Source organism: Celeribacter neptunius (assembly GCF_900113955.1).
In the GTDB taxonomy this organism is placed as follows: Bacteria; Pseudomonadota; Alphaproteobacteria; order Rhodobacterales; family Rhodobacteraceae; genus Celeribacter; species Celeribacter neptunius.
In genome coordinates this window covers 227,684-252,114 of sequence record NZ_FORH01000003.1, presented here as the reverse complement: position 1 = coordinate 252,114, position 24,431 = coordinate 227,684, and the positions used below count along the sequence as shown (strand labels likewise).

The following is a 24,431-nucleotide window of genomic DNA, read 5'->3' as shown; positions in this document are numbered from 1 at the left end:
AGTGTCGTATGCTTGTTGCTGTCCGAAGCCTGACATAGTCTCGCCCGGGTTGAGGAAGCGCAAAGCGAAGCGAGGGCAAATGACGACGGGAAAATGGGATTTCTGGATCGACCGGGGCGGCACCTTTACCGATGTGGTCGGGCGGGCACCGGATGGTGGGCTCAAGACTCACAAGCTCCTGTCCAATAATCCCGAACGCTACCGCGATGCCGCCGAGCAGGGGATTCGTGATCTTCTGGGGCTGACACCCGGCGACGCGATTCCCGCAGGCGCGATCGGGGCGGTCAAGATGGGCACGACCGTGGCCACAAATGCGCTTTTGGAGCGCAAGGGCGAACGCGTGCTCTTGATGATCACCGAAGGGTTCCGCGACCTGTTGCGCATCGGCTATCAGACACGGCCCGATCTTTTCGCCCTCGACATCAAACGGCCCGATCTGTTGTTCGAGACGGTTTGCGAAGTGTCCGAACGTCTCTCTGCCGAAGGTGAGGTGGTGACGCCTCTGGATGAGGAGGTCGCGCGCACAGGGTTGCAAACGGCCTATGATCGAGGCATTCGCGCCGTCGCCATTGCCTTCCTGCACGGCTATCTCACCCCTGCGCATGAGGCGCGTGTGGCCGAGATTGCGCGCGAGATCGGGTTCACTCAGATTTCGGTCTCGCATGAGGTGTCGCGTCTGGCGAAGCTGGTGTCGCGCGGCGATACCACCGTGGTCGATGCCTACCTGTCGCCGATCCTGCGCCGCTATGTCGAACAGGTGGCGCAGGCGCTCTCCCTGGGCCATGCCTGCGAACGGCTGTTGTTCATGCAATCCAATGGCGGTTTGACCGATGCCGCGCTGTTTCAGGGGCGCGACGCCATCCTGTCGGGGCCGGCGGGCGGCATCGTCGGCATGGTGCGCACCGGCGAGGCCGCCGGGTTCGACCGGCTGATCGGTTTCGACATGGGCGGCACTTCGACGGATGTCTCGCATTACGCGGGCCTCTATGAGCGCAGCTTCGAGACCGAAGTGGCCGGCGTGCGGATGCGCGCGCCGATGATGGATATTCACACGGTGGCCGCGGGCGGTGGTTCGATCTGTTCCTTCCGCGACGGTCGGTTTCAGGTCGGTCCGGAAAGCGCCGGTGCCGATCCCGGACCTGCCGCCTATCGCCGGGGCGGGCCGCTCACCGTCACCGATTGCAACGTGTTTCTGGGCAAGCTCTCGCCCGATCATTTTCCGCCTGTCTTCGGACCGGGTGGCGATGAGCCGTTGGATGTCGCGGCGACAAGGCGCGGGTTCGAAGCGCTCACGGCAGAGATCAACGCCGCGACGGATCAGATGCTCAGCCCCGAAGAAGTGGCCGAAGGCTTCCTGAAAATCGCCGTCGACAATATGGCCAATGCGATCAAGAAGATCTCGGTCGAGCGCGGCCACGATGTTTCGGGCTACACGCTGCAATGTTTCGGCGGCGCGGGGGGGCAGCACGCCTGTCTCGTCGCCGATGCGCTGGGCATGTCGCGGGTGTTGATCCATCCTTTTGCCGGTGTCTTGTCTGCCTATGGCATGGGGCTGGCCGAGGTGCGGGCGCTGCGCGAGGCACAGGCCGATTGCCCGCTCAGCGATCTGACGCCTGCCGAGGCGCAGCTTGCCGTCCTCAGGGCAGAGGCCGAGGCGGAAGTGGCCGGGCAGGGGCTCTCCGACATTCGCGTGCTGGCGCGCGCGCATCTGCGCTATGCGGGCTCACATCAGACGCTCGATGTGCCCTTTGGTTCGGCGGAGGAAATGACCGAAGCCTTTGAGGAGGCGCATCTGGCGCGGTTTGGCTTCGCCCCGCCGGGACGTGAGCTGATTTTGGAAATGCTCGCGGTCGAGGCCGTGGGTGACACGGGCGAAAGCCCCGCCGCCCGTCCGATGCCCACCGGTGAGGCTGCGCCGAAAGCCATGCTCACCGTGCGGGCCGAGGGTTGGGGCAAGGTGCCGCTTTACGATCGCGGGACCCTGTCGCGTGATGCCGAGATCGCCGGCCCCGCCGTGATTTCGGAGCCCACCGGCACCAATGTGATCGAGCCGGGCTGGGTGGCGCGGCTCGACGATCAGGCCAATCTGGTGCTGAGCCGGGTCGATCCGGTGGTGCATCAGGCCGCCGCCGGGACCGAGGCCGATCCGATCCTGCTGGAAGTCATGTCGAACCTGTTCATGTCGGTCGCCGATCAGATGGGCGCGACGCTGGCGAATACCTCGTGGTCGGTGAATATCAAGGAACGCTTTGATTTCTCCTGTGCGATCTTTGACGCGCAAGGGCAGTTGGTGGCCAATGCGCCGCATGTGCCGGTGCATCTCGGCTCCATGTCCGACTCGATCCAGGTGGTGATGCGGGAAAATCCGGATGCCGCCGAGGGCGATGCATTCGTGTTGAATTCGCCGTTCCGGGGCGGCACGCATCTGCCGGATATCACCGTGGTGACGCCTATTTTCGTCGAGGGTTTGAACGGGGGAAAACCCGCCTTCTGGCTTGGCTCGCGCGGCCATCATGCCGATGTCGGCGGCCGCACGCCCGGTTCGATGCCGCCGGATAGCCAAAGCCTCGAGGATGAGGGCGTGGTGATCGAGAACACCCGTCTGGTGCGGCAAGGGGCGTTCCAGGATGCGCATATCCGCGCGATCCTCGGATCTGGCCGCTATCCCGCGAGAAACATTGATCAAAACATCGCCGACCTGCAGGCGCAGGTGGCCGCGAACGAGACCGGCAAACGCGCGCTGATGGGGGTGATTGCCCGCTACGGCGCCGATGTGGTCGAGGCCTATATGCAGTATGTCCAGGACAATGCCGAGGCTTCGGTGCGCGCCGTCATCGACCGGCTGTCGGATGGGGAATTCACCTATCCGATGGACGAGGGGACCGAGATCAGGGTCGCGGTGACGGTGGATGCCGAAAACCGCTCGGCGACGGTGGATTTCACCGGTACATCGGAGCAGCGCCTCGGAAATTTCAACGCGCCGCTGGCGATCTCGAAAGCCGTGGTGCTCTATGTCTTCCGCACGCTGGTGGGCAAGAATATCCCCTTGAACGAGGGCTGCCTCAAGCCGCTGACCGTGATCGTGCCCGAAGGCTCGATGCTCAATCCGCTGGCCCCTGCGGCTGTGATTGCGGGCAATACTGAAGTCTCGCAAGCGGCCTGTAATGCGCTCTTTGGTGCGCTGGGCGTGATTGCCGGGTCGCAGGGCACGATGAACAATTTTGTTTGGGGCAACAATGAATTCCAGAATTACGAGACCATCGCCGGGGGCACGGGCGCGGGGCCGGATTTCGACGGCTGCGACGCTGTGCAAAGCCATATGACCAACACGAGGATGACCGATCCGGAAATTCTCGAAGCCCGTTTTCCGGTGCGGCTGTTGGAGTTTTCCATTCGCGAGGGCTCCGGCGGGGCGGGCGCGCATCATGGCGGCAATGGCGTGGTGCGGCGGATGGAATTCCTGACGCCTGTGACGGTGACGACGCTCAGCTCGCATCGCGTGGTGCCGCCCTTTGGCGTGGCCGGTGGCGCGCCGGGTCAGGTCGGGCGCAATTTCGCGGTTCTGCCCGACGGGACAGAGGTGGCGCTCAAGGGCAATGACGAGATCGAGCTGCCCGCAGGCGGGGTGTTCGTCATAGAGACCCCGGGTGGCGGGGGCTTTGGGACGACCTGAATAAATTGGCAGGGACGCCCCCAAAAGGGAGGTTTCGGTGCGGGTCGTCATCTGTCACGGCGCGCAGTTGCCGCTTATTGGGCCGGAATCAGTGCCTTGGCCACCGCATCGGCGATCACCTGTTCCTCGTCGGTCGGGATGATCATCACCGGCGTGGTGCCGGCGCAGATGTCGCGCTGATTGCGGCTGTTGGCCTCGAGATTCAGCTCGACCCCGAGATAGCCCAGCCGGTCACAGATCCGGCCCCGGATCATCGGTGAATTCTCTCCGATCCCGCCACAGAAGATCAGCGCGTCGATGCCCGAGAGTGTCGCCGCCATGGCGCCGATCTCGCGCCGCACCCGGTAGACGAAATAGTCGATCGCCTCCTTGGCGCGGGGATCGTCGGAGGCTTCGAGCACCTGCATGTCGGCGCTCAGCTCCGAGAGGCCCAAAAGCCCGGAGTCGTGATAGAGCATATGGGTCAGCTCCTCGACCGACATTTTTTCCGTCTCCAGGAGATAGAGCAGGATGCCCGGATCGAGCTGGCCGGAGCGGGTCGACATCGGGATGCCGTCCAGGGGCGAGAACCCCATGGTCGAGGAAATCGAATAGCCGTTGTTCACCGCACAGATCGAGGCGCCGCTGCCCAAGTGGCAGATGATCAGCCGCTTGTCCGACAATTCCGGCCGTTCGCGGGCGATCTGATGCGACACGTAATCGTAGCTCAGCCCGTGAAACCCGTAACGTTTGACGCCCTGTTTGTAATATTTGCGCGGGATGGCGTAGATATCGTTTTCCCAGGGATGGTTGCGGTGAAAGGCGGTGTCGAAACAGCCGATCTGCAAGGCATAGGGAAAAGCCTTGATCGAGGCATGGACCCCGGCGAGGTTGTGCGGCTGGTGCAATGGCGCCAGCGGGTTGAAGGTGGCGAGATCCTCGAGCACATCATCGGTCAGCTCGGTGGGGGTCGCCCGCAAAGGGCCGCCATGGACGATGCGGTGACCGACGCCCGCGACCTCATTGCCGGCAAGCAGCGGCTGGATCTCCGCCAGAATGACCTCGAACGCCTGTTCCTGATCGGCGGCTTTGACGGGTTTCTTGCCCACCGACCCGCCGGATTTGAATTCAAAGGACGGGGTCGACCCGATGCCCTGCACCTGGCCACGCGCGAGGCTCTTGGGCGGTTCGCTGGTCTCGTAGAGTGCGAATTTCACCGAGGACGAGCCGGCATTGACCGTCAGGATGCAGGAGCTCATCCGCCGATCCCCCCTTGGATCATGCGAGCGCGCTGCGCATGGAGCGCCGCCACGGCGCAGGAGGCGAGCCGCGATTTGTCGCTGTCGGAGCGCGAGTTCAACACGATCGGGCAACGCGCACCGATCACCACACCGGCGGCCTCGGCATGGGCAATGAACGAGAGTTCCTTGGCCAGCATGTTGCCGCTCTCAAGGTTCGGTGCGACGAGGATCTCGGCATGGCCGGCCACGGCGCCCTTGATCCCCTTGGTGCGCGCGGCCGACAGGCTGACCGCGTTGTCCATGGCCAGAGGCCCATCGACAAACCCGCCGGTGATCTGGCCGCGATCTGCCATTTTCGACAGGGCTGCGGCATCGAGGGTCGAGGGGATTTTTGGATTGATGGTTTCCACCGCCGAGAGCACGCCGACCTTTGGCATTTCCATCCCGAGGCTGATCCCGAGATCGATGGCGTTTTGCACGATGTCGACCTTGGTCGGCAGATCCGGGGCGATGTTGATCGCGGCATCGGTGACCAGCAAGAGATGATCGAGCCCGGGGACATCCATCACGAAAATATGGCTGATCCGACGTCCGGTCTTGAGCCCGCCGTTGGAGCGCAGGATCGGGCGCAACAGATCGTCGGTGTGCAAATGCCCTTTCATGATCGAGGTCGCGCGCCGCTCGTGCACCATGGTGACGGCGAGCTGGGCCGCCTCGGCATGGCTCGGGCAATCGATGATCTCATGGCCGTTGAGATCGAGCCCGTTTTCCTCGGCGCAGGCGCGAATCCTAGCGTCATTGCCCATCAGCACCGGAATGATCAGATTGTGCTCGGCCGCCATCAAAGCGCCGCGCAGGCTATTGGCCTCTTCCGGGGCGACCACGGCCATCTTGGTCGAGGGCAGGGCCTCAGCCATTTCGAGCAGCTTGTCAAAGTGACGATGGCTCTCGACCATCAGCCCGGGGACTTCCTGGGCATCGAAGGTGGTCGGTTTTTCCGGCGCGATCACCTCGGCCTCGCCCGAGACCAGGAGCGTGCCATCGCTGCGGCTCACCGTGGTTTCGAACACGGCGCTGCGACCGCTCTCCTTGCGGATGAGTTTGACCTTGGCCACCAGCTCGTCACCCGCATGGGCGCGACCGTGAAACGTCAGGTTCTGGGATTTGTAGAGCGTTCCGGGACCGGGCAGATTGTTACCCAGAACGGCAGAGATCAGAGATCCGACCCAGAAAGAGGGCGCGACCGCTTCGGGCTTGCCGTCCTGATCGCCGTCCTCTTTCGGCAGGTGCATCGGGTTCAGGTTGCCGGAGGCATGGGCAAAGACATAGAGATCGTCGGCCACGCAAAGACGGCGGTTTTCGGCTTCCATTCCGATCTCAAGTTGATCGAAGGGAACATTCTTGAACTTAGTCACATTCAGCCCTTGCTATGTTTGAACTTCTGTTAGCGTCTAACTGCGGCAGAACCGGTTGGATTTCCTTGAGGCATATCAAGGATTTCATTCAGGTCCATGACGTTTTCGCATAGCCCCTCTGCGTGCCGGGAAAAGCCGGGAAAAAGTGCAGACATGGCGCAAGAAATGCCAAAGCCATGCCGGCATGATGACGCATTGTTCCGCTTTGGCAAGCCCGGCCCCGGATGGAATAAGGCCGGGCTGTCCGCGAGGACGCCCGGCCAATGAGTGCCTGAACCGGGTGTGGGCCGGTTATGGGCCGGTGGCGAACCGTTGTCAGGATGCGATGCTGAGATCGTCATCCGCGTCATCCGCCGCGATCTGATGCGACAGCTCGACAGGAGTTTCGCTGTCCAGTCGGAATTGCGATACGATGTCGTTGAGCGAAGAGGCCTCATGCGCCAGAGAGATACTGGCGGCGGTGGTTTCCTCGAACATGGCGGCATTCTGTTGCGTTGTCTGATCGAGATTGGCAACCGCCGTGTTGATCTCCGAGATCCCTGCCGATTGCTGTTCGGCCGAGGTGGCGATTTCCGCCATATGGGTGGAGATCTCCGAGACGTCCTGCACGATCGAACGCAGCGCCTCGCCAGTCTGATCGACAAGGGTCACACCACGACCGACCTCCTGACCGGAGACGGAGATCAGCGTGTTGATCTCGCGGGCGGCTTCGGAAGAGCGTTGTGCCAGGGCGCGCACTTCGGAGGCGACGACGGCAAAGCCGCGCCCGGCCTCGCCGGCCCGTGCCGCCTCGACACCGGCGTTCAGCGCCAGGAGGTTGGTCTGGAAGGCGATATCGTCGATGACAGAGATGATCTTGGAGATCTTATCCGAGGAATCGGCGATCGCATCCATGGCCGAGATCGCATCCTTGACCACCGCGCTGGCCGATTGGGCGTTGGATTTCGCTCCGGCCACCGTGGTGTTGGCCTGCGAAGCCCCGTCGGCCGCAGATTTCACCGCTGCGGTCAGCTCGGTCAGAGCGGAGGCCGTTTCTCCGAGGGTCGAGGCGGCACGTTCGGTGCGTTGCGACAGGTCGCGCGCGGCATTGGAGATTTCCGAAGAGTTGGTGTGGATGGTTTGCGACGAGCCGGCCAGCTGTTCCACGACAGAGCGCAGCGACAGCACGGCGGCGTTGTAGTCCTGACGCAGCTGTTCGTAGCCGCCCGGGAATTCCTGATCGATGGTGTAGCGCACGTCGCCCTGAGACATCCGGCGCAGACCATCGGCGAGGGCTTCGACCACGGCGCTTTGCTCGGCGTGACGGGCCTGACGTTCCGCTTCGGCGGCGTCTTCGAGCGCCTGGCGCTCCGCTTCCGTCGCGGCCTCGCGTTCGCGTTCGCGTTGTTCCAGCTCCTGTTGGCGCGCCAGGTCCTTGGCGTCTCGCTCCTGTTTCTCACGCAATGCCTGGGCTTCGGCCTGAGCTTCGCGGTCCTTGCGTGCCGCGGCTTCGCTTTCCATCTGCTCTTTCTCGACCAGATTGTTGCGGAAGACGGTCAGAGCGGAGAACAGCCGGGCAATCTCGCCGTAGCGGCCACCGACGCGTTTGATCTCGCCCATATCGCCGACGGCCAGCCGTTCGGTGCTTGCGGTCACCGCCGACAGCGGTCGCATGATGAGGAAATAGGTCAGCACCGGCGCCGCCAGAACGATGGCAATGGCGATCAGCGAGATGCCGTTCATCGTGGTCGACGCGCCGCGGGCGGTCTTGACGAGCGTATGGCTCGCTGCAGTCATCCCGGCGAGCGAGTCCTTGGAGATTTGCAACACGACATCGGAGACCCGCAACAGGTCCTGTGCCACGGATTCGGTCGCAATAAGGCCCGATTTGCGCGCCTCGAGCGCACGCAGACGGGTCGCCAAAAGCCCGGTGTCCGGATCGACCTTTGTCAGGACCGAGTCCACGAGCGTTTTCAGATCCTCGGGCTGGTCGGCGCTTGCATCACGGATCTGGGGAACGATTTCGTCGATCTCGATCTGCAGGGCGCGGATATAGCCGATATTGGCGGAGGCGGTGCCCTGCATGGCCTTGATCAATACGGATTTGACCGTGGTGTCGAGATGGGCGAGATCGGTGATGTGGCGGACATCGTCCTCGAGCAGGGATTTGAGAATGGTTTCGTTCTCGGACAGGGCTGCCTCGCTCTCGCTGTCGAGATCCGCGAGCACCTGATCGACAATGTCGGTCATTCTGGCGTTGATGTCTTCCTGTGCCTGATAGAGCTGGCGCGCGCGCAGCTTCATCTCGGAGGGCGACAGGGTCAGGAATTCGGTGGGGAAAGCCAGTGCTTCGCGCAGCCCGGGGACAAAACCTTTCGAGGCCTTGTTCTTGTTCATTTGCGAGAGCAGGATCATGATCCGTGTCTGTCCCGCGGTGGCCTTCTGATGCAGATCGCCCCTCAGCCCGATGTCATTGGTCTCCAGAAGGGTCTGCGACATCGCCAGAGACAGGTTGACCTCGGATTTGAGGGTCAGCGCCAGTTTCAGGGCTTCAACCTGATGTTTCAGCAGGTTGCGCACGGCGCGGTTCGATTTCGTCGTCGCGGAGTTGCTCGACATTGCCAAAGCGAAAGAGGCGCGGCCGACCTGATCCTGAAGCGCGTCGCTCAGGGTGCGCGATTCCTGATTCAGCGCGGCCAGAGCTTTCATGTTGAGGCTCTGGGCCGAGAGCTCTTCGAGACGGGCTTCGCCGAGGGTCGACAGATCGCTCGACAAAACGCCCATCTCCTCGGCCATCTGCGGATATTTTGCGGTGTCGATCTTGTCCACCTGGGTCTGAAGCTCTCCTGTCGCGCCATTGAGCTTAGCCAGGACATCGGGGATCGCCAGGTGGGATTGTGTGACCAACAGGGCATTCACCGTGTCTTTCAGGCCGGACACCGCGTTGGAGACACCGGAGGCGGCCTCCAGCGGCGGGATCGATTCTGATGCGAGGATCTCGGCCTCCTTGTCGATCGTCGAGATCAATGAACCCGAGACCAGGATGGCGGCGAGGGTGGTCCCCACCAGGGCGAGCAGCGTCGCCAGGATCTTGGTCGCGACCGATCCCAGAAGGTTTCCGATCTTGGTTTTCATAGTGAGCTCCGTCTCTATTTTGTGTCATCCGGATCGCGGGTCCGGCAAGGCAGTCCGAGGCAGGTTTGCAGAAAGCTCCTAATATTGTGTTGAGGGTCTTGATGCCGCGACGGGAGGGGGCAAACCGGGAGATTGAGGAATCGCGCGACCGGGCGCGCCCGGCCCGGTCCAGGGTGAAAATGTGATGAATGGCTTTTCGGGACGCTCAGCATGTCAGCGCTGCGCCGCAAAAGCGATTAATTCGTGGGCGCCCTCTGCATCCCCGGTGGTTAATGGTTTGAGCGAATGTTGGCAGGCTTGTGTGCGTATTTCCTCTAACTGCAGTCTTTCTGTGCACACCATGACGTCACCCGTCGACGGGACATGATCATGGCTTTGCAAGGGACTTGTGGGAGGAGACAAAACTTGCCGGTGCGTCTTCGTCCCACGGGATAAAACTTATAACGCTGCAAAGGGGACTGTTGGCGTTTATCCATATAAAACAATAAGGTGGATCTATCCCGTTTGGGAAACGCGACAGTTTGCAGCGTCCAACAAGGGAACTTGGACGTGAAAATTCAACTCAAAACCACTTTGGCTGCCGCTCTGTTCGCGAGCACTGCGATTGCGTCTTCCGCGGTTGCGGAATGCCCCGTGAAAGTGGGGGTTCTGCACTCTCTGAGCGGGACCATGGCGATCTCCGAGACCACGCTGAAAGACACCATGCTGATGCTCATTGAGGAGCAGAATGCCAAAGGCGGTGTTCTGGGCTGCGAGATCGAAGCCGTGGTCGTGGACCCGGCGTCCGACTGGCCGCTCTTTGCCGAAAAGGCCCGTGAGCTTCTGACCGTGCATGATGTCGACGTGATCTTCGGTAACTGGACCTCGGTGTCACGTAAATCCGTGCTGCCGGTGATCGAAGAACTCAACGGTCTGCTGTTCTACCCGGTGCAATACGAAGGCGAAGAATCGTCGAAAAACGTCTTCTATACCGGTGCTGCGCCGAACCAGCAGGCGATCCCGGCGACCGACTATTTCCTCGATGAGCTTGGCGTCGAGAAATTCGCGCTTCTGGGCACCGACTACGTTTACCCGCGGACGACGAACAACATTCTCGAGTCTTACCTGAAATCCAAGGGCATCGCCGAAGAGGATATTTTCGTCAACTACACGCCGTTCGGTCATTCCGACTGGTCGAAGATCGTTGCCGACGTGGTGGCGCTGGGCGCCGATGGCAAAAAGGTCGGCGTGATCTCCACCATCAACGGTGACGCCAATATCGGCTTCTACAAGGAGCTTGCCGCTGCCGGTGTCTCCGCCGACGATATCCCGGTCGTGGCCTTCTCGGTGGGTGAAGAAGAACTGTCGGGCCTCGACACCTCGAACCTCGTCGGTCACCTCGCGGCCTGGAACTATTTCATGTCCGCCGACACGCCGGAAAACGCCGCCTTTATCGACGCATGGCATGCCTTCATCGGTGATGACGCGCGCGTGACCAATGACCCGATGGAAGCCCATTATATCGGCTTCAACATGTGGGTGAATGCCGCCACCGCCGCCGGTTCCACCGATGTCGATGCCGTGCGCGCCGAGATGTACGGTCAGGAATTCCCGAACCTCACCGGTGGCACCGCTGTCATGGGGGTGAACCATCACCTCGCCAAGCCGGTGCTGATCGGCGAGATTCTCGCGGACGGCCAGTTCGACATCATTTCCGAGACCGATCCGGTTCCGGGCGACGCCTGGACCGACTATCTGCCGGAATCGGCCGTGCTCAAATCCGATTGGAAAGACCTCGGCTGTGGCATGTACAACACCGAGACCGAGACCTGCGTTCAGCTGAAATCCAACTACTGAGCTGACCGACCGCTTCGGGAGGGCGCATTTTGCGCCCTCCCGCACTCCCCACTCGGAAAGTACTTTCATGATCCGCCGCATCATTGCAGCTTGTCTGCTTCTGCTGACCTGTGCCCTGCCGGTACAGGGGCAGGACCGGACCATTCAGGACGTGTTGCAAGAACACGCCGATGTCATCGTCAAATCCTCGCGCAAGACCATTGCGCCCGCGATCGAGGCCGTGGCCAATTCCGGCCTGCCTGCCGCGCAGGATGTGCTTGAGGCCTGGCAGGCCAAGGACATGTGGCAACGCGACAGCGACGGGGTGTTTTTCAAAGCGGTGAAAGCCGAGGGCAGCGCCTATGATCTGTTGGATTTCGACACCGGTGGACCCGTTGGTCAGGCGGATAAATCCGAGCTGACACAAATGAAGCCGAACTCCGGCATTCGTGCGATGATCGCGGCGGCGCTGGTGCAATTCCAGCTGAACGACCCCGATCCCGAACGGCGTCGTGAGGCGCTTCTGGCGATCCAGCGCGACGGTGAGGCGAGCCATCTGGCGCCGCTGCGCGCCTCCATCAAAAGCGAGAGCGACCCGGAGATCAGGGCGCTCAAGGAGGTCACCGAACGTCTGTTGACGATTTCCTTCGATCCGGACGAGGCGGCCCGCGTCACGGCGATCGAAGGGTTCAAGGGTTCTCTGTCGCTCGACACCCGCGCGGCGCTCAATCCGATTGTCACCACCCATATAGCCTATGCCGATGGGGTGGGTGAGACCGCCAATGTGAAACGCGAGCTGCGTGCCGGGTCGCGCGATCTTCCGGTCGCAGAGGCGTATGCACTGATGGTCGCGGCAGGTGCCGTCACACCGCAGCCGAGCCTGGCGGAGCGCAAAGCTGCGCTCGAGGCCAATATATCGGATGGGTCGGTGGCCGGTATCCCGCTGGCCGAGCTGAACACGCAAGAGGCCCGCGACCGGGCCTATGCCGCTCTCGCGGATCAGGGGCTGGTGCCGGATTTCGATCCGGCCGCGACCGAAGAAACCGCAGTTCAGGGCGTGCGCTTTGCCGAGATCTATGACGAACCTTCGCGGGCGGTGACCGGTGCCGCCGAGGCCACGCTTGCCTCGATCAACCGCGCGGTAGGGCTCAACCAGTTCTTCGATCTGTCGCTCGACGGGCTGTCTCTGGCCTCGATCTATTTCCTCGCCGCCATCGGCCTTGCCATCACCTTCGGGGTGATGGGGGTGATCAACATGGCGCATGGCGAGTTCATCATGATGGGCGCCTATACCGGGTACGTCGTGCAACAGGTGATCCCGGATTATACGGTGTCGATCATTGTCGCGATCCCGCTGGCCTTTGCCGTGACCTTCGCCGCCGGCGTCGCCATGGAGCGGCTGATCATCCGCTGGCTCTACAACCGTCCGCTGGAAACGCTTCTTGCGACCTTCGGGGTCTCCATCGCGCTTCAGCAGTTGGCCAAGAACATCTTCGGCACCCAGGCCCGGCCGTTGACCTCGCCCGGCTGGCTCGACGGCGCGCTGTCGTTTAATGACGTGGTGTCGATCTCCTATATCCGTATTGCGATCTTCGTGCTGGCGCTGATCTTCCTCGGTGTCTTTCTGTTCATCATGAAAAAGACGCGGCTGGGTCTCGAGACCCGGGCCGTGACCCAGAACCCGTCGATGGCGGCGTCCATGGGGATCAACCCGGACAAGGTCAACATGATGACCTTCGGGCTCGGGTCGGGGATTGCCGGGATTGCCGGGGTTGCCATCGGGCTTTACGCGAAAGTCACCTCTGAGCTTGGCGCCGACTATATCGTTCAGAGCTTCATGACCGTGGTGGTCGGCGGGGTTGGCAATATCTGGGGCACGCTGTTGGGGGCGACGATGATCGGCTTCCTGCAAAAGGGCATCGAATGGTTCAACCCGTCCAACACCCTGGCGGCGCAGACCTACATGATCGTCTTCATCATCATATTCATTCAGTTCCGGCCCAAGGGCATCATCGCCCTCAAAGGCCGTGCGGCTGGCGATTAAGGGAGAGATCAAGCCATGGACATGTTCAAGAAAACCCCCTCGCTGCCGATTTTCATCGCTGTGCTGGTGATCTTTACCCTCGCCGTGACCTTCCTGTCGGAGGCCTATGGCGCGGGGGCGATCTCCACCTCTTTCGTCAAGACATTGGGCAAGACGCTCTGTCTTGCGCTCGTGGCCATCGCCATGGATCTGGTCTGGGGCTACACGGGCATCCTGTCGCTCGGGCATTTCGCCTTTTTCGGGCTTGGTGGCTATATGATCGGCATGTGGCTGATGTATGCCCGCACCAAGCTGATCGTGGTCGAGAGCATGGCCTCCGCCGCCCTGCCGCCGACGCCCTCGGAGATCTCGGATGCCATCGGCACGCAGATTTTCGGCGTGGTCGGGTCCAGTGATTTTCCGCTGATCTGGACATTCGCCCATAGTTTCTGGGCGCAGATCGCGCTCGTCGTGCTGGTGCCGGGTATTCTGGCGCTGATCTTCGGCTGGCTCGCCTTCCGCTCGCGGGTCACCGGCGTCTACCTGTCGATCCTGACCCAGGCGATGACGCTGGCGCTCTCGCTCTACCTGTTCCAGAACGACTCCGGCCTGCGGGGCAACAATGGTCTGTCGGGTTTGCAGAACCTGCCCGGCGCCGATGCGATTTCACAGGATTATATCTCGGTCTGGTTCTTCTGGGCATCAAGCCTGGCGCTTCTCCTGACGTACCTGCTGGCCACTTTCCTGGTCTCCGGCAAATTCGGCTCGGTCATTCGTGGCATTCGCGATGACGAGGCGCGGGTGCGGTTCCTCGGCTATTCGGTCGAGGGGTTCAAGCTCTTCGTTTTCACCCTCACCGGCGTGATCGCGGCGATTGGCGGCGCGCTCTATTACCCGCAGGCGGGGATCATCAACCCGGCGGAAATTGCTCCTATCGCCTCGATCTATCTCGCGGTCTGGGTCGCCATCGGCGGGCGCGGGCGGATCTATGGCGCGGTGATCGGCGCTGCGTTTGTCTCGCTCGTCTCGACCTATTTCACCGGCGGTCAGGCGCCCGATATCAATCTCGGATTTTACACGATCAAATGGGTCGATTGGTGGCTGGTGCTTCTGGGCCTGTCCTTTGTCCTCGTGACGCTGTTCGCGCCCAAGGGCATCGGCGGGTTGTTCGATCTGATCTCGCATCGCATGTCGCCCGATCGCCATGGTCTGCCGCTGGGCCCCGACAAAGGGTCTTTGCGTGAAGAGGAGGCCGAGAAATGAGCGCTCCCGCAACGCAATCCGCCGGCACGCTGCTCGAAGTCTCGGGCATCTCTGTCTCCTTCGACGGGTTCAAAGCGATCAACAACCTGTCCTTTTCCATTGGCCCCGCCGAAATGCGCGCCATCATCGGGCCGAACGGGGCGGGCAAGACCACGTTCATGGATATCGTCACCGGCAAGACCAAACCCGACGAGGGCAAGGTGCTCTGGGGCGATCTTTCGCGTAACCTCATCGGCATGAACGAGGCGCGGATCGCCCGCGCCGGCATCGGTCGCAAATTTCAGCGCCCAACGGTGTTCGAGGATCAGACCGTGTTCGAGAACTTGCTGATGGCGGTGAAGAACGATCGCAATCCGCTTGCGGTCCTGTTCTTCAAACCCAAGTTCAAGGATCTCGCCAAGGTCGAGGAGCTGGCCGCCGAGATCGGGCTCGCCGATCAGCTCTCGCGCAAATCCGGCGAGCTGTCGCACGGGCAAAAGCAATGGCTGGAAATCGGCATGTTGCTGGCACAGGACCCCAAGCTCCTGTTGGTCGATGAGCCCGCCGCCGGGATGACTTTGGGCGAACGCGAACACACCACGGATATCCTCAAGGAAGCCGCGAAAACCCGCGCCGTTGTGGTCGTTGAGCATGACATGGAATTTGTCCGGCGCCTGGACTGCAAGGTCACCGTGCTGCACGAGGGCTCGGTTCTGGCCGAAGGCTCGCTCGACCATGTGACGCAAAACCAGGACGTCATCGACGTCTATCTCGGCCGCTAAAGGAGAGATGCCATGCTCGAAGTGAAAGACCTCTCCCTGCATTACGGCGGGTCACAGATCCTCTATGATGTCGACATCTCGGCCGAGGCCGGCAAGGTGACCTGCGTCATGGGCACCAACGGGGTGGGCAAGACCTCGCTTCTGAAAGCCATCTGTGGAACCCATCCGCGTTCCGGCGGGACCATGGCGCTGGACGGCGAAGATGTCGGCAAACAGCCCGCCCATAGTCTGGCCCACAAGGGCGTCGCCGTGGTGCCGCAAGGGCGGATGATCTTCCCGCTTTTGACGGTGAAGGAAAATCTCGAGACGGGATTTACCTGTCTGCCGAAATCCGAACACAGGATTCCCGACGAGATTTTCGATCTCTTCCCGATCCTCAAGGACTTCATGCATCGTCGCGGCGGCGACCTGTCGGGCGGGCAGCAACAGCAACTGGCCATCGCCCGGGCGCTCATCATCAAGCCGAAGCTGCTTCTGCTCGATGAGCCGACCGAGGGCATTCAGCCCAATATCATCCAGCAAATCGGCCGGGTGATCTCGCTTTTGCGCGACCGCGGCGACATGGCGATCGTGCTCGTCGAGCAATATTTCGAATTCGCCTATGAGCTCGCTGACAAGCTTGTTTTCATGGAGCGCGGGCGTGTCACCTCGACCCATGACAAGGCCGATATTTCCAAGGAGGACGCTGCCAAAGTCTTCCGTATCGCCTGAATTTTCCCCACCCGATCAAACGCTTCCATGTTGCGCCGCAGCAAATTTGCCGCAGCGCAAAAGCGGACTATTTGATAAAAATCCATTGCCGAAACCGGTTTCGGAGTTTCTGGTGAGGAGGAGGAGGCGAATCAGGTGCGGACAGATACCAAAATGGATCGACGCTCCCGCGATAATGCGCGGGTGACGATTACGGATCTTTCTCAGGCGTTGAGCCTGACGAAGGGGACGGTGTCCCGTGCCTTGAACGGCTATCCCGACATTTCCGAAACCACCCGTGTGCGGGTCGAACGTGCGGCGCAGGCCATGGGCTATCGCCCGTTGAGCCATGCTCAGGCGATCAAGACCGGGCGCAGCTGTTCGCTGGGCCTCGTGGTTGAGCTTTCCGAACACGATGCGCACCGGCCGTTCCTGGCGGAGTTCCTCGCCGGGCTGACGCAGGCGGCCTCGAAAGAGGGCTGGACCCTCACGGTCGCCACCTCCGAGAATGAGAGCGACACGCTCAAGATCATGCGCGATCTGGTGCAGGATCATAAGGCCGATGGGTTCATCCTGCCGCGTGTGCTCTGGCAGGACCCTCGGATCGCTTTCCTGGATCGCGAGGAAATCCCATTTATTTGCTATGGTCGGCCAAAAGACCATAAAGAAATGTCTTATTTTGACGTCGCGAGCGAGACCTCCATGCGCGATGCCGTCGCGTGGCTGGCCGGTCTCGGCCATACACGCATCGCCTATATCGGCAGCTCGACCCACTATGCCTATTCGCATCTGCGCCGCGAGGGCTATCTGGCGGGCTTGCTCGAAGCCGGGATTGATGCCGCGCCCGAACTGATCAGCGAAGGCGCGCTCTCGCCCGATGAGGCGGCGCAGGCGACACGGCGTCTTCTGGCACTGGAGCTGCCGCCGACGGCCATTCTATGTGCCACCGATACCCTGGCCCGTGGCGTTTACGAGGTGGCCAATGTGCTGGGGTTGAAAATCGGGTCCGAGCTTTCGGTGATCGGCTATGACGGCTCGCCCGAGGCGCAGGCGATGTGGCCACGCCTGGCAAGTTTCGCCGTCGACAATCGCAAGGCAGGTGCCGCTCTGGGCGCCATGTTCATCGCCCGGATCCGCGACGCGGGCGTGCCCGTGACCCAGGATCTTATCACTGCAGACTTTCAACCGGGCGGCTCCACCGGCCGCCCGTCGATGACGCCGGATCAACTGGCGCGCCACATGGTCCGACTTTCCGCTCAGGAACTGTCGGACCAGATTTAAAACGTACAGAGAGTTCAACTCACCAACTCAGGGAGAGAGAGATGACCCTTAGAAAACAAATGCTTTTGGCAACGACCGCGAGCGCTTTGGCGCTCATGAGTTTTGCCGCCTCCGCAGAGACCCTGCGGTTCTGGACCACGGAGGAACAGCCGGATCGCTTGGCAAAGCAGGAGGCGATGGCGAAAGCTTTTGAAGAGAAAACCGGCACCGCGGTCGAGGTGATCCCGGTCACCGAATCCGAGCTGGGCACCCGCGCTACGGCCGCCTATGCGGCGGGCGATCTGCCGGATGTGATCTATCATTCGCTGCAATATGCGCTGCCCTGGGCCGAGGCCGGTATCCTCGACATGGATGCCGCCACCGATGTGATCGAAACCCTCGGCGCCGACACATTCGCCCCGGGGGCTCTCGGCATGGCGGCCATGGACGACGGCTATGCTTCCGTGCCGGCCAATGGCTGGACCCAGATGATCGTCTATCGCAAGGATCTGTTCGATGCTGCCGGTCTTGCGGCGCCGAATTCCTATGCGGCGGTGGAAGCCGCGCTTGAGAAACTGCACAATCCGCCGGAAATGTACGGGTTCGTGGCGGCGACCAAGGTGGACGAAGCCTTCATGTCGCAGGTGCTCGAACATGTCTTCCTCGCCAATGGCGTGAGCCCGGTGGACGAGAACGGCTTTGCGCCGCTCGACGAGGCGAAAACCACCGAAGTTCTCGAGTTCTACAAGAAGCTCGCCGACGCTTCGCCTCCGGGCGATCTGTTCTGGGATCAGTCGCGCACGCTGTATTTCTCCGGCAATGCCGCGATGATCATCTGGTCGCCCTTCATTCTCGATGAGCTGGCCGGTCTGCGCGACAGTGCTCCGCCCACGATCAACGATGATCCGACCTCGACCGATCTCGCCTCCAAGACCGGTATCGTGACCACCTTCTCCGGTCCTTCGAACCCGGAGGGCGCCGCCTATGCCAATATCAACTATTTCGGCATCACCACCGATGCGGATACCGATGCGGCAGAGGAATTCGTCGCCTTCTCGATGGATGAGGGCTATGTCCAGACGCTCTCGATCGCGCCCGAAGGCATGTTCCCGACCCGTCGCGGTACGGCCAATGCACCGGAATATTTTATCCAGGAATGGGCGAAACTGCCGGTTGGTGTGGATCGCAAGGCGCCCTTGGGCGATCTCTATGCTCAGGACATGATCGACAAGATCGTCGGCGGTCTCGATGTGGCACAGCGTTGGGGCGTCAAGGAAGGTCAGCTTGGTCTGGCGTCCAAGATGAACAACTCGCAAGTCATCAACCGCGTCGTGCGCGAGTATATCGATGGTGAAATCGATGCCGCCACCGCCGTGGCCGAGATGAACGCCGAGCTGAGCGCGATCAAGTAAGCGCCCGATCGTTCAACACACGCGATTTTCAACGCGTGTGACATCTGCGGGGCGGTCGCTCTGGCCGCCCCCTATCCTCCATCTTTCGGACGGGGAGTTTTCCATGTCTGACATCGGACCGCCGCGCGGCACCGGGCCTTTGGCCCGTACCGAGGCGCGGCTTGCCTGGGGGCTTTTGACCCCGACCCTTCTCGCGGTTTCTCTCGTGGTGATCCTGCCGCTTCTGGCGGTGTTCTGGATCTCCGTCAAACCCGTGTCGCTGGCCGATTTGCGGGCGCCGGAAACGGTGGTGCGCGAAGACCTGCGCGGACGTCCTGCCGCCGCTGGCGACGAGGCGACGCTGCGCTACCGCTTGCGCAACTCCTCGCCGACCTCGGCGATCACCGGGGTGACGCTGACCGACACCTGGCCCGCCGGCCTTTCGTTGAACGGGGCGCTCGATCCGCGCTGTACCCTCTCTGAGACGACGCTCTCCTGCGATCTGGGCGATTGGGAGGGTGGCTATCGCGAAACGCTGAATATTCCGGTGGTGACCGAACAGGCCTGGTTCGACGCCGGGCGCGATGTCGATGCCGATCCGGTCGAGGTCGACGGCAAAGCCTCATTCGTGCTCACCAACAATCAGTTCACGCTGCAGAATTTCGTATCCGTATTTGACGGCGGCGAGTTCTGGTCGGTGTTGGGTGTGACCCTGTTTTACACCATCTTCGGCACGCTCGGGGCGATGATCATGGGGCTTTTTGCCTCCATGCTGCTCAATCATTCTTTCAAGGGGCAGGGGATTCTGCGCGGACTTTACCTGTTCCCCTATGTGGCACCGGTGATCGCCGTGGCCTTTGCCTGGATCCTGTTGTTCGACCCGTTTTCCGGCTCCGCCAATGCGCTTCTGGTGCAGATGGGGGTGACGGATCAGGCGATCAATTTCTTTGGCGAGCGACCGCTGGCCCTGATCATGGTGACCCTGTTCGAGATCTGGCGCTATTTCCCGCTCTCCTTCCTGTTCATCCTGGCACGGATGCAATCGATCCCGACCGATATGTACGAGGCCGCCGATATGGATGGGGCTTCGCCGTTCCAGCAATTCTGGTATCTCAGCCTGCCGCAACTCTTGGGCATTCTGTCGGTGCTGTTCCTGCTCAGGTTCATCTGGACCTTCAACAAGTTCGACGACATCTTCCTTCTGACCGGCGGCAATGCGGGCACAAGGGTCTTGACCGTTAATGTCTATGAACAGGCCTTTGCCGTCTCCAACATCGGCGCGGGCGCCGCTGTGGCGGTGGTGATCTTTGGCTGTCTGCTGGCGTTCTCGGTCTTCTTCTTCAAATTCATGTCGAAGGAGGAAGGGCTATGAAACACCTCCGTTTCGGATATCTCACCGGGCCTGTTCTGGGCGTGCTCTGGACCTTTGTGCTGGCGGTGACCGTCGCCGTGGCGATGAGTTTCGCCACCGGTGAGGCCTTCCGTCCCTCGCTGATCTGGTCGGTGATCTTCGGCATTCCGACCGGCCTGGCGCTGGTCTGGCGGGGCACGGCGCTGATCGCCGCTGGCGTGCTTGTCGGGGTCTATGTCGTCGCGCTTACCCTCGGGGTCGGTCCGGTTCTGACCGGCAATGCCTCGACGCTGGCGCGGATCGTTGCCGCCCTGTTCATGGGGATTGGTATCGGCTGGCCGCTGAAAGTCTTTGTCGAAGAGCTTTCCATGGGGGCGCTCACCCGGCATGAGTTCGAGGATGCGGTGATCCGCACGCTCAAGGGCTTCGGTTATATTTTCTTCACCGCCATTGTCGTCATTCCCTTCTACGTGATGGTGATGACCAGCCTGAAAAATCAGGCGCAGCTGATGCAGAACCCGTTGGATTTCTCGATCGATCTCACCCAGGGCTGGGGGCTGTTCCGGTCCTATGTCGAGCTGATGACAGAGTTCAATTTCGGCACTTACATGTGGACCTCGTTCTACATTTCCGTGCTGACCGTGCTGATCACGCTCTTGTTTGCGATCCCCGGCGCCTATGCCGTGGCGCGGCTCAGATTTCGGGGGCAGGCGGCGTTCTCGCGTTCGATCCTGCTCATTTACATGGTGCCGATGATCGTTCTGGCGCTGCCGATCTACATCGCGTTTTCGATGATGGGGCTGCGAAACTCCATCGTGGGGATCGTGATGATCTACCCGGTGACGACCATCCCCGTGGCGCTCTACATGCTTCAGGGCTATTTCCGGGGTCTGCCCTCAGAAGTCGAGGAAGCCGGTCTGATGGACGGGCTCTCAAGGCTGCAGGTGATCTGGAAAATCACCCTGCCGCTGTCGCTGCCGGCGCTGGCCTCGGTGTCGCTCTACGTTTTCATGATCGCCTGGAACGAATTCCTTCTGGCCTTCATGCTGCTGGACGATCCGTCGAAATTCACGCTGACGCGCGGCATCGCCTCGCTCAACTCCTCGGAAATCCCGCGGCAACACCTGATGGCCGGTTCGGTGATCGCCACCGTGCCGATCATGGCGCTGTTCCTCGGGCTTGAGAAATTCATGACCAAGGGCCTGACTGCCGGTTCGGTGAAAGGGTAATGACATGACACAGACACTGACGAAACCGCTCGATCAGGCCGCCCGCGACGTGCTTCTGGGCAATGACCGTGGTGGCTATACCATCCCGACCGCGCGGCTCTACCCGTTCCAATGGAACTGGGACAGCATGTTCTCGGCCTGGGGCTATGCGACCTTCGATATCCCCCGCGCCTGGGCCGAGGTCGAGCTCTTGTTCGCCTCGCAATGGCCGAGCGGCATGGTGCCCCATATGGTGTTCCACGAAGTCGATCCGGAGTATTTCCCCGGCCCCGATGTCTGGGGCGCGCACCAAAGCCCGCCGACCTCGGGGATTTCGCAACCGCCGGTGGCCGCGACGCTCATTCGCAAGATCTATGAGGTCGATCCCGAAGCTGGCCTGCCGCATGTCAAGGCGCTCTATCCAAAGCTCGTCGCATGGCACGCGTGGTGGCTCAGGGAGCGCTGTTTCGACGGGCCGGTCGCGATCACGCACCCTTGGGAATCCGGTCGCGACAACTGCCCGGACTGGGACATCGGCATGGCCGGGGTGCCGGTCGATGACAGCGATCCGTTCATCGTGAAATCCCGTGCAAACAGCCGGCGGGATCTCGGGCTTCTGAACGCCGATCAACGGCCGGTGGCCTCGGATTACGACCGCTATCTCTCGATCCTCGCCTTTGGCCGTTCCGTGAACTGGGACGACCGGGAGATGATCGAGAACGGGCCGTTCCTCATGGCCGATCCGGGCATCACCTTCGTGCTCATGCGTGCCTATGCCGACCTGATCGAACTGGGGAACATCCTTGGTGCCGATACGGCGGAGCTGAAGGCCCAGGAGGCGCGTTTGCGCGAAGGCGCAGGCAAGCTGTGGAATGCCGATCATGGCTGGTTCGATGCCTATGACATCCGCAGCGGTGAATTCGCCAATGTGCTAGGCTCCGGTGCCTTCCTCGCCTATCTGGCGGGGGTCTCGCGCCCGGCGCAGGATGCGCATTTCGCCCGCGCCTGGGACAAGGTTGCCTATGGCATCCCCTCGGCCGATCCCGACAGCGAGCGGTTCGAGCCGCGGCGCTACTGGCGCGGCCCGACCTGGCCGGTGGTCAACTCACTGATCGCCATGGGGCTCAAGGACATGGGACGCCTGCAGGCCGAGGAACGGTTGCGCGATGAGACCGCCCGGCTGATCGAGGCGGGCGGCTTCTGGGAATATTACGATCCGATCGATGGGACGCCCTGTGGCGGCCCGTCCTTTGGCTGGACGGCTGCCGTCTGGCTAACCTGGTGCGGTCAGGGCCGCACCCCGCTCGCGGCAGACAAGGAGAGATAACATGGCAAGCATCGAGTTACAGGCCGTCGAGAAATGGTTCGGCAATGTTCAGGTGATCAAGGGCGTCGATCTCAAGATCGAAGAGGGCGAATTCATCATTTTCGTCGGCCCGTCGGGCTGTGGCAAATCCACGCTTCTCAGGATGATTGCGGGCCTCGAGGAAACCTCGCGCGGCAAGATCTTTGTCGGTGAGCGGGACGCCACCGCCGAGCCGCCGTCGAAACGCGGTCTCGCCATGGTGTTCCAGTCCTACGCGCTCTACCCGCATATGTCGGTGCGCGACAACGTGGGCTTTGCTCTGAAAGCGGCGGGTGAGCCAAAGGACGAGATCGCCAAAAAGGTCGATGAGGCGGCACATGTGCTGAAACTCACCGATTATCTTGATCGGCGGCCGAAAGACCTCTCTGGCGGGCAACGCCAACGGGTCGCCATCGGCCGCTCCATCGTGCGTGACCCGACGGCGTTTCTATTTGACGAACCACTGTCGAACCTCGACGCCGCGCTCAGGGTCGAGATGCGCTATGAGCTGGCGAAACTGCACCGCTCGCTCGAGTCGACCATGATCTATGTGACCCATGATCAGGTCGAGGCGATGACACTCGCCGACCGGATTGTGGTGCTGGAAGCCGGCAAGATCGCGCAGGTCGGTTCGCCGAAGGAACTCTACGAGCGCCCCGGCAATCTGTTTGTCGCGCAATTCATCGGTTCGCCGAAGATGAATGTCATCCCGGCCTCTGCCGTGGGCGAGGGCGACAAGGGTAAGGATTTCGGCATTCGCCCCGAACATATCACCATCGTGGAGCCCGGTCAGGGCGATCTGGACGGTACGGTCGATGTGGTCGAATACTTGGGCGCCGACACCTATGTCATCGTCGATGCCGAAAACGGCGCCGGTCAGATGACCATTCGCGACCTAGGCGATGCGCCGCATCAACCGGGGCAGAAAGTTGGGCTCAAGTTCGGCGAAGGCCGCAGCCATCTGTTTGACGCGGAAGGTCTCGCGATCCGCTGAACCGTTCTCGCTGATCTGTCATTCTCCCGTGATGCTCGGCGCCTAGGGTGGCGCCGAGCAACGATAGGAGAGAGACATGACCCTGCCCGTGATTGGCGCCGCGCTGATGGTCGAGGACCTGCCGCAGTTTCGCGACTGGCTGATCGAGAAGGACCGTGACTTGGAGATCCAGAGCTTCTTCTGGCCGGAGCTTCTGATCTCCGGCGACTGGCAGGGGCTGGTCGAGGAGGCCAAGAAACAGCTCGACGGCCATAACGGGCGTTTGGGCATCCATGGTCCGTTCTGGGGCCTGTCTTTGTCGAACCCCGACCCGGAGATCCGGGCGATCGTGGCCAAACGCATGATGCAGGGGCTCGACGTGGCCGAGGCGCTCGGCGCCCGCTTCATGGTGATCCATTCGCCCTACACCACATGGGACTGGCACAATCTCGACCTGCACGCGGGAGCGAGGGGTCGGGTGATCGAGTTGGTGCATGACAGCCTGAGGGACGTGGTGAAACGCGCCGAAAACATGGGTCTCACGCTCATGTTGGAGAATATCGAGGATATCGATCCGGAGGACCGCAAGATCCTCGCCCGCAGTTTCGACAGTGAAGCGATCAAACTCTCCGTCGACACAGGTCACGCGCATTACGCCCATGGCGCCACCGGCGCGCGTCCGGTCGATGTGTTCATCCGTTCGGCGGGCGAGATGCTCGGCCATGTTCACCTGCAGGACGCCGACGGCTTTGCCGACCGGCATTGGGCGATTGGGGAAGGCACGGTGCGCTGGCACGAAGTGTTCCGCGCGCTCGACCAAATCGAGGCCGACCCGCATCTCATTCTGGAACTGCGCTCGGTCTCGGGGATCATGCCCTCGATGGACTGGCTCACCCGCGAAGGGCTGGGGCAGTAAGCCCCAACCCGGT

Annotated in this window: 16 protein-coding genes; 13 read left to right on the top strand and 3 right to left on the bottom strand. The window is 61.6% G+C overall.

Annotated elements, in window-relative coordinates; translation table 11 throughout:
• Window positions 1-79 precede the first annotated feature (79 nt).
• Window positions 80-3,673: a hydantoinase B/oxoprolinase family protein gene (locus tag BM151_RS09990; protein WP_090060522.1), complete on the top strand. Its 3,594-nt coding sequence runs from the start codon at window positions 80-82 to the stop codon at window positions 3,671-3,673.
• Between the two features lie 74 nt (window positions 3,674-3,747).
• Here BM151_RS09990 and BM151_RS09985 read toward each other — a convergent pair whose 3' ends face one another.
• The 3 genes from BM151_RS09985 to BM151_RS09975 all read right to left on the bottom strand — a co-directional run bounded on the left by BM151_RS09985 (window position 3,748) and on the right by BM151_RS09975 (window position 9,422).
• Window positions 3,748-4,911, bottom strand: coding sequence for an acetate/propionate family kinase (locus BM151_RS09985; protein ID WP_090060519.1), 1,164 nt, complete (start codon window positions 4,909-4,911; stop codon window positions 3,748-3,750).
• Window positions 4,908-6,308 carry a bifunctional enoyl-CoA hydratase/phosphate acetyltransferase gene (locus BM151_RS09980; protein ID WP_281245299.1) on the bottom strand — a complete coding sequence of 467 codons (1,401 nt, stop codon included), beginning with the start codon at window positions 6,306-6,308 and terminating at the stop codon, window positions 4,908-4,910. Before BM151_RS09980 ends, BM151_RS09985 begins: the two co-directional genes overlap by 4 nt.
• Window positions 6,309-6,623: 315 nt before the next feature.
• Window positions 6,624-9,422: a methyl-accepting chemotaxis protein gene (locus BM151_RS09975; RefSeq protein ID WP_090060515.1), complete on the bottom strand. Its 2,799-nt coding sequence runs from the start codon at window positions 9,420-9,422 to the stop codon at window positions 6,624-6,626.
• A gap of 543 nt (window positions 9,423-9,965) precedes the next feature.
• Here BM151_RS09975 and urtA point away from each other — a divergent pair.
• The 12 genes from urtA (at window position 9,966) to BM151_RS09915 (ending at window position 24,418) form a co-directional block, all read left to right on the top strand.
• Window positions 9,966-11,258 (top strand): urea ABC transporter substrate-binding protein, encoded by a 1,293-nt coding sequence (gene urtA / locus BM151_RS09970; protein ID WP_090060513.1) that lies wholly within the window; start codon window positions 9,966-9,968, stop codon window positions 11,256-11,258.
• 67 nt (window positions 11,259-11,325) lie between these two features.
• Entirely contained in the window at window positions 11,326-13,281 is a 1,956-nt protein-coding gene (gene urtB / locus BM151_RS09965; RefSeq protein ID WP_090060510.1) for an urea ABC transporter permease subunit UrtB, read from the top strand.
• A gap of 15 nt (window positions 13,282-13,296) precedes the next feature.
• Window positions 13,297-14,523 carry an urea ABC transporter permease subunit UrtC gene (gene urtC / locus BM151_RS09960; RefSeq protein ID WP_090060508.1) on the top strand — a complete coding sequence of 409 codons (1,227 nt, stop codon included), beginning with the start codon at window positions 13,297-13,299 and terminating at the stop codon, window positions 14,521-14,523.
• A complete protein-coding gene (gene urtD, locus BM151_RS09955) occupies window positions 14,520-15,284 on the top strand; it encodes an urea ABC transporter ATP-binding protein UrtD (protein ID WP_090060506.1) in 765 nt (254 codons plus the stop codon). Before urtC ends, urtD begins: the two co-directional genes overlap by 4 nt.
• A gap of 12 nt (window positions 15,285-15,296) precedes the next feature.
• Entirely contained in the window at window positions 15,297-15,995 is a 699-nt protein-coding gene (gene urtE / locus BM151_RS09950; protein WP_090060504.1) for an urea ABC transporter ATP-binding subunit UrtE, read from the top strand.
• 153 nt (window positions 15,996-16,148) lie between these two features.
• A complete protein-coding gene (locus tag BM151_RS09945; RefSeq protein WP_090060502.1) occupies window positions 16,149-17,255 on the top strand; it encodes a LacI family DNA-binding transcriptional regulator in 1,107 nt (368 codons plus the stop codon).
• Window positions 17,256-17,296: 41 nt separating this feature from the next.
• Window positions 17,297-18,646 (top strand): ABC transporter substrate-binding protein, encoded by a 1,350-nt coding sequence (locus tag BM151_RS09940; RefSeq protein ID WP_090060500.1) that lies wholly within the window; start codon window positions 17,297-17,299, stop codon window positions 18,644-18,646.
• A 103-nt stretch (window positions 18,647-18,749) separates the two neighbouring features.
• Window positions 18,750-19,997: a sugar ABC transporter permease gene (locus tag BM151_RS09935; RefSeq protein WP_090060499.1), complete on the top strand. Its 1,248-nt coding sequence runs from the start codon at window positions 18,750-18,752 to the stop codon at window positions 19,995-19,997.
• Complete coding sequence (locus BM151_RS09930; RefSeq protein ID WP_090060497.1) at window positions 19,994-21,205, top strand: ABC transporter permease subunit; 1,212 nt, start codon at window positions 19,994-19,996, stop codon at window positions 21,203-21,205. The genes BM151_RS09935 and BM151_RS09930 overlap by 4 nt, the downstream gene beginning before the upstream one ends.
• A 4-nt stretch (window positions 21,206-21,209) precedes the next feature.
• Window positions 21,210-22,511, top strand: coding sequence for an MGH1-like glycoside hydrolase domain-containing protein (locus BM151_RS09925; protein ID WP_090060496.1), 1,302 nt, complete (start codon window positions 21,210-21,212; stop codon window positions 22,509-22,511).
• Window position 22,512: 1 nt separating this feature from the next.
• Complete coding sequence (locus BM151_RS09920; RefSeq protein ID WP_090060495.1) at window positions 22,513-23,523, top strand: ABC transporter ATP-binding protein; 1,011 nt, start codon at window positions 22,513-22,515, stop codon at window positions 23,521-23,523.
• Window positions 23,524-23,599: 76 nt separating this feature from the next.
• Window positions 23,600-24,418: a sugar phosphate isomerase/epimerase family protein gene (locus tag BM151_RS09915; protein ID WP_090060493.1), complete on the top strand. Its 819-nt coding sequence runs from the start codon at window positions 23,600-23,602 to the stop codon at window positions 24,416-24,418.
• The last annotated feature ends 13 nt before the right edge of the window (window positions 24,419-24,431 follow it).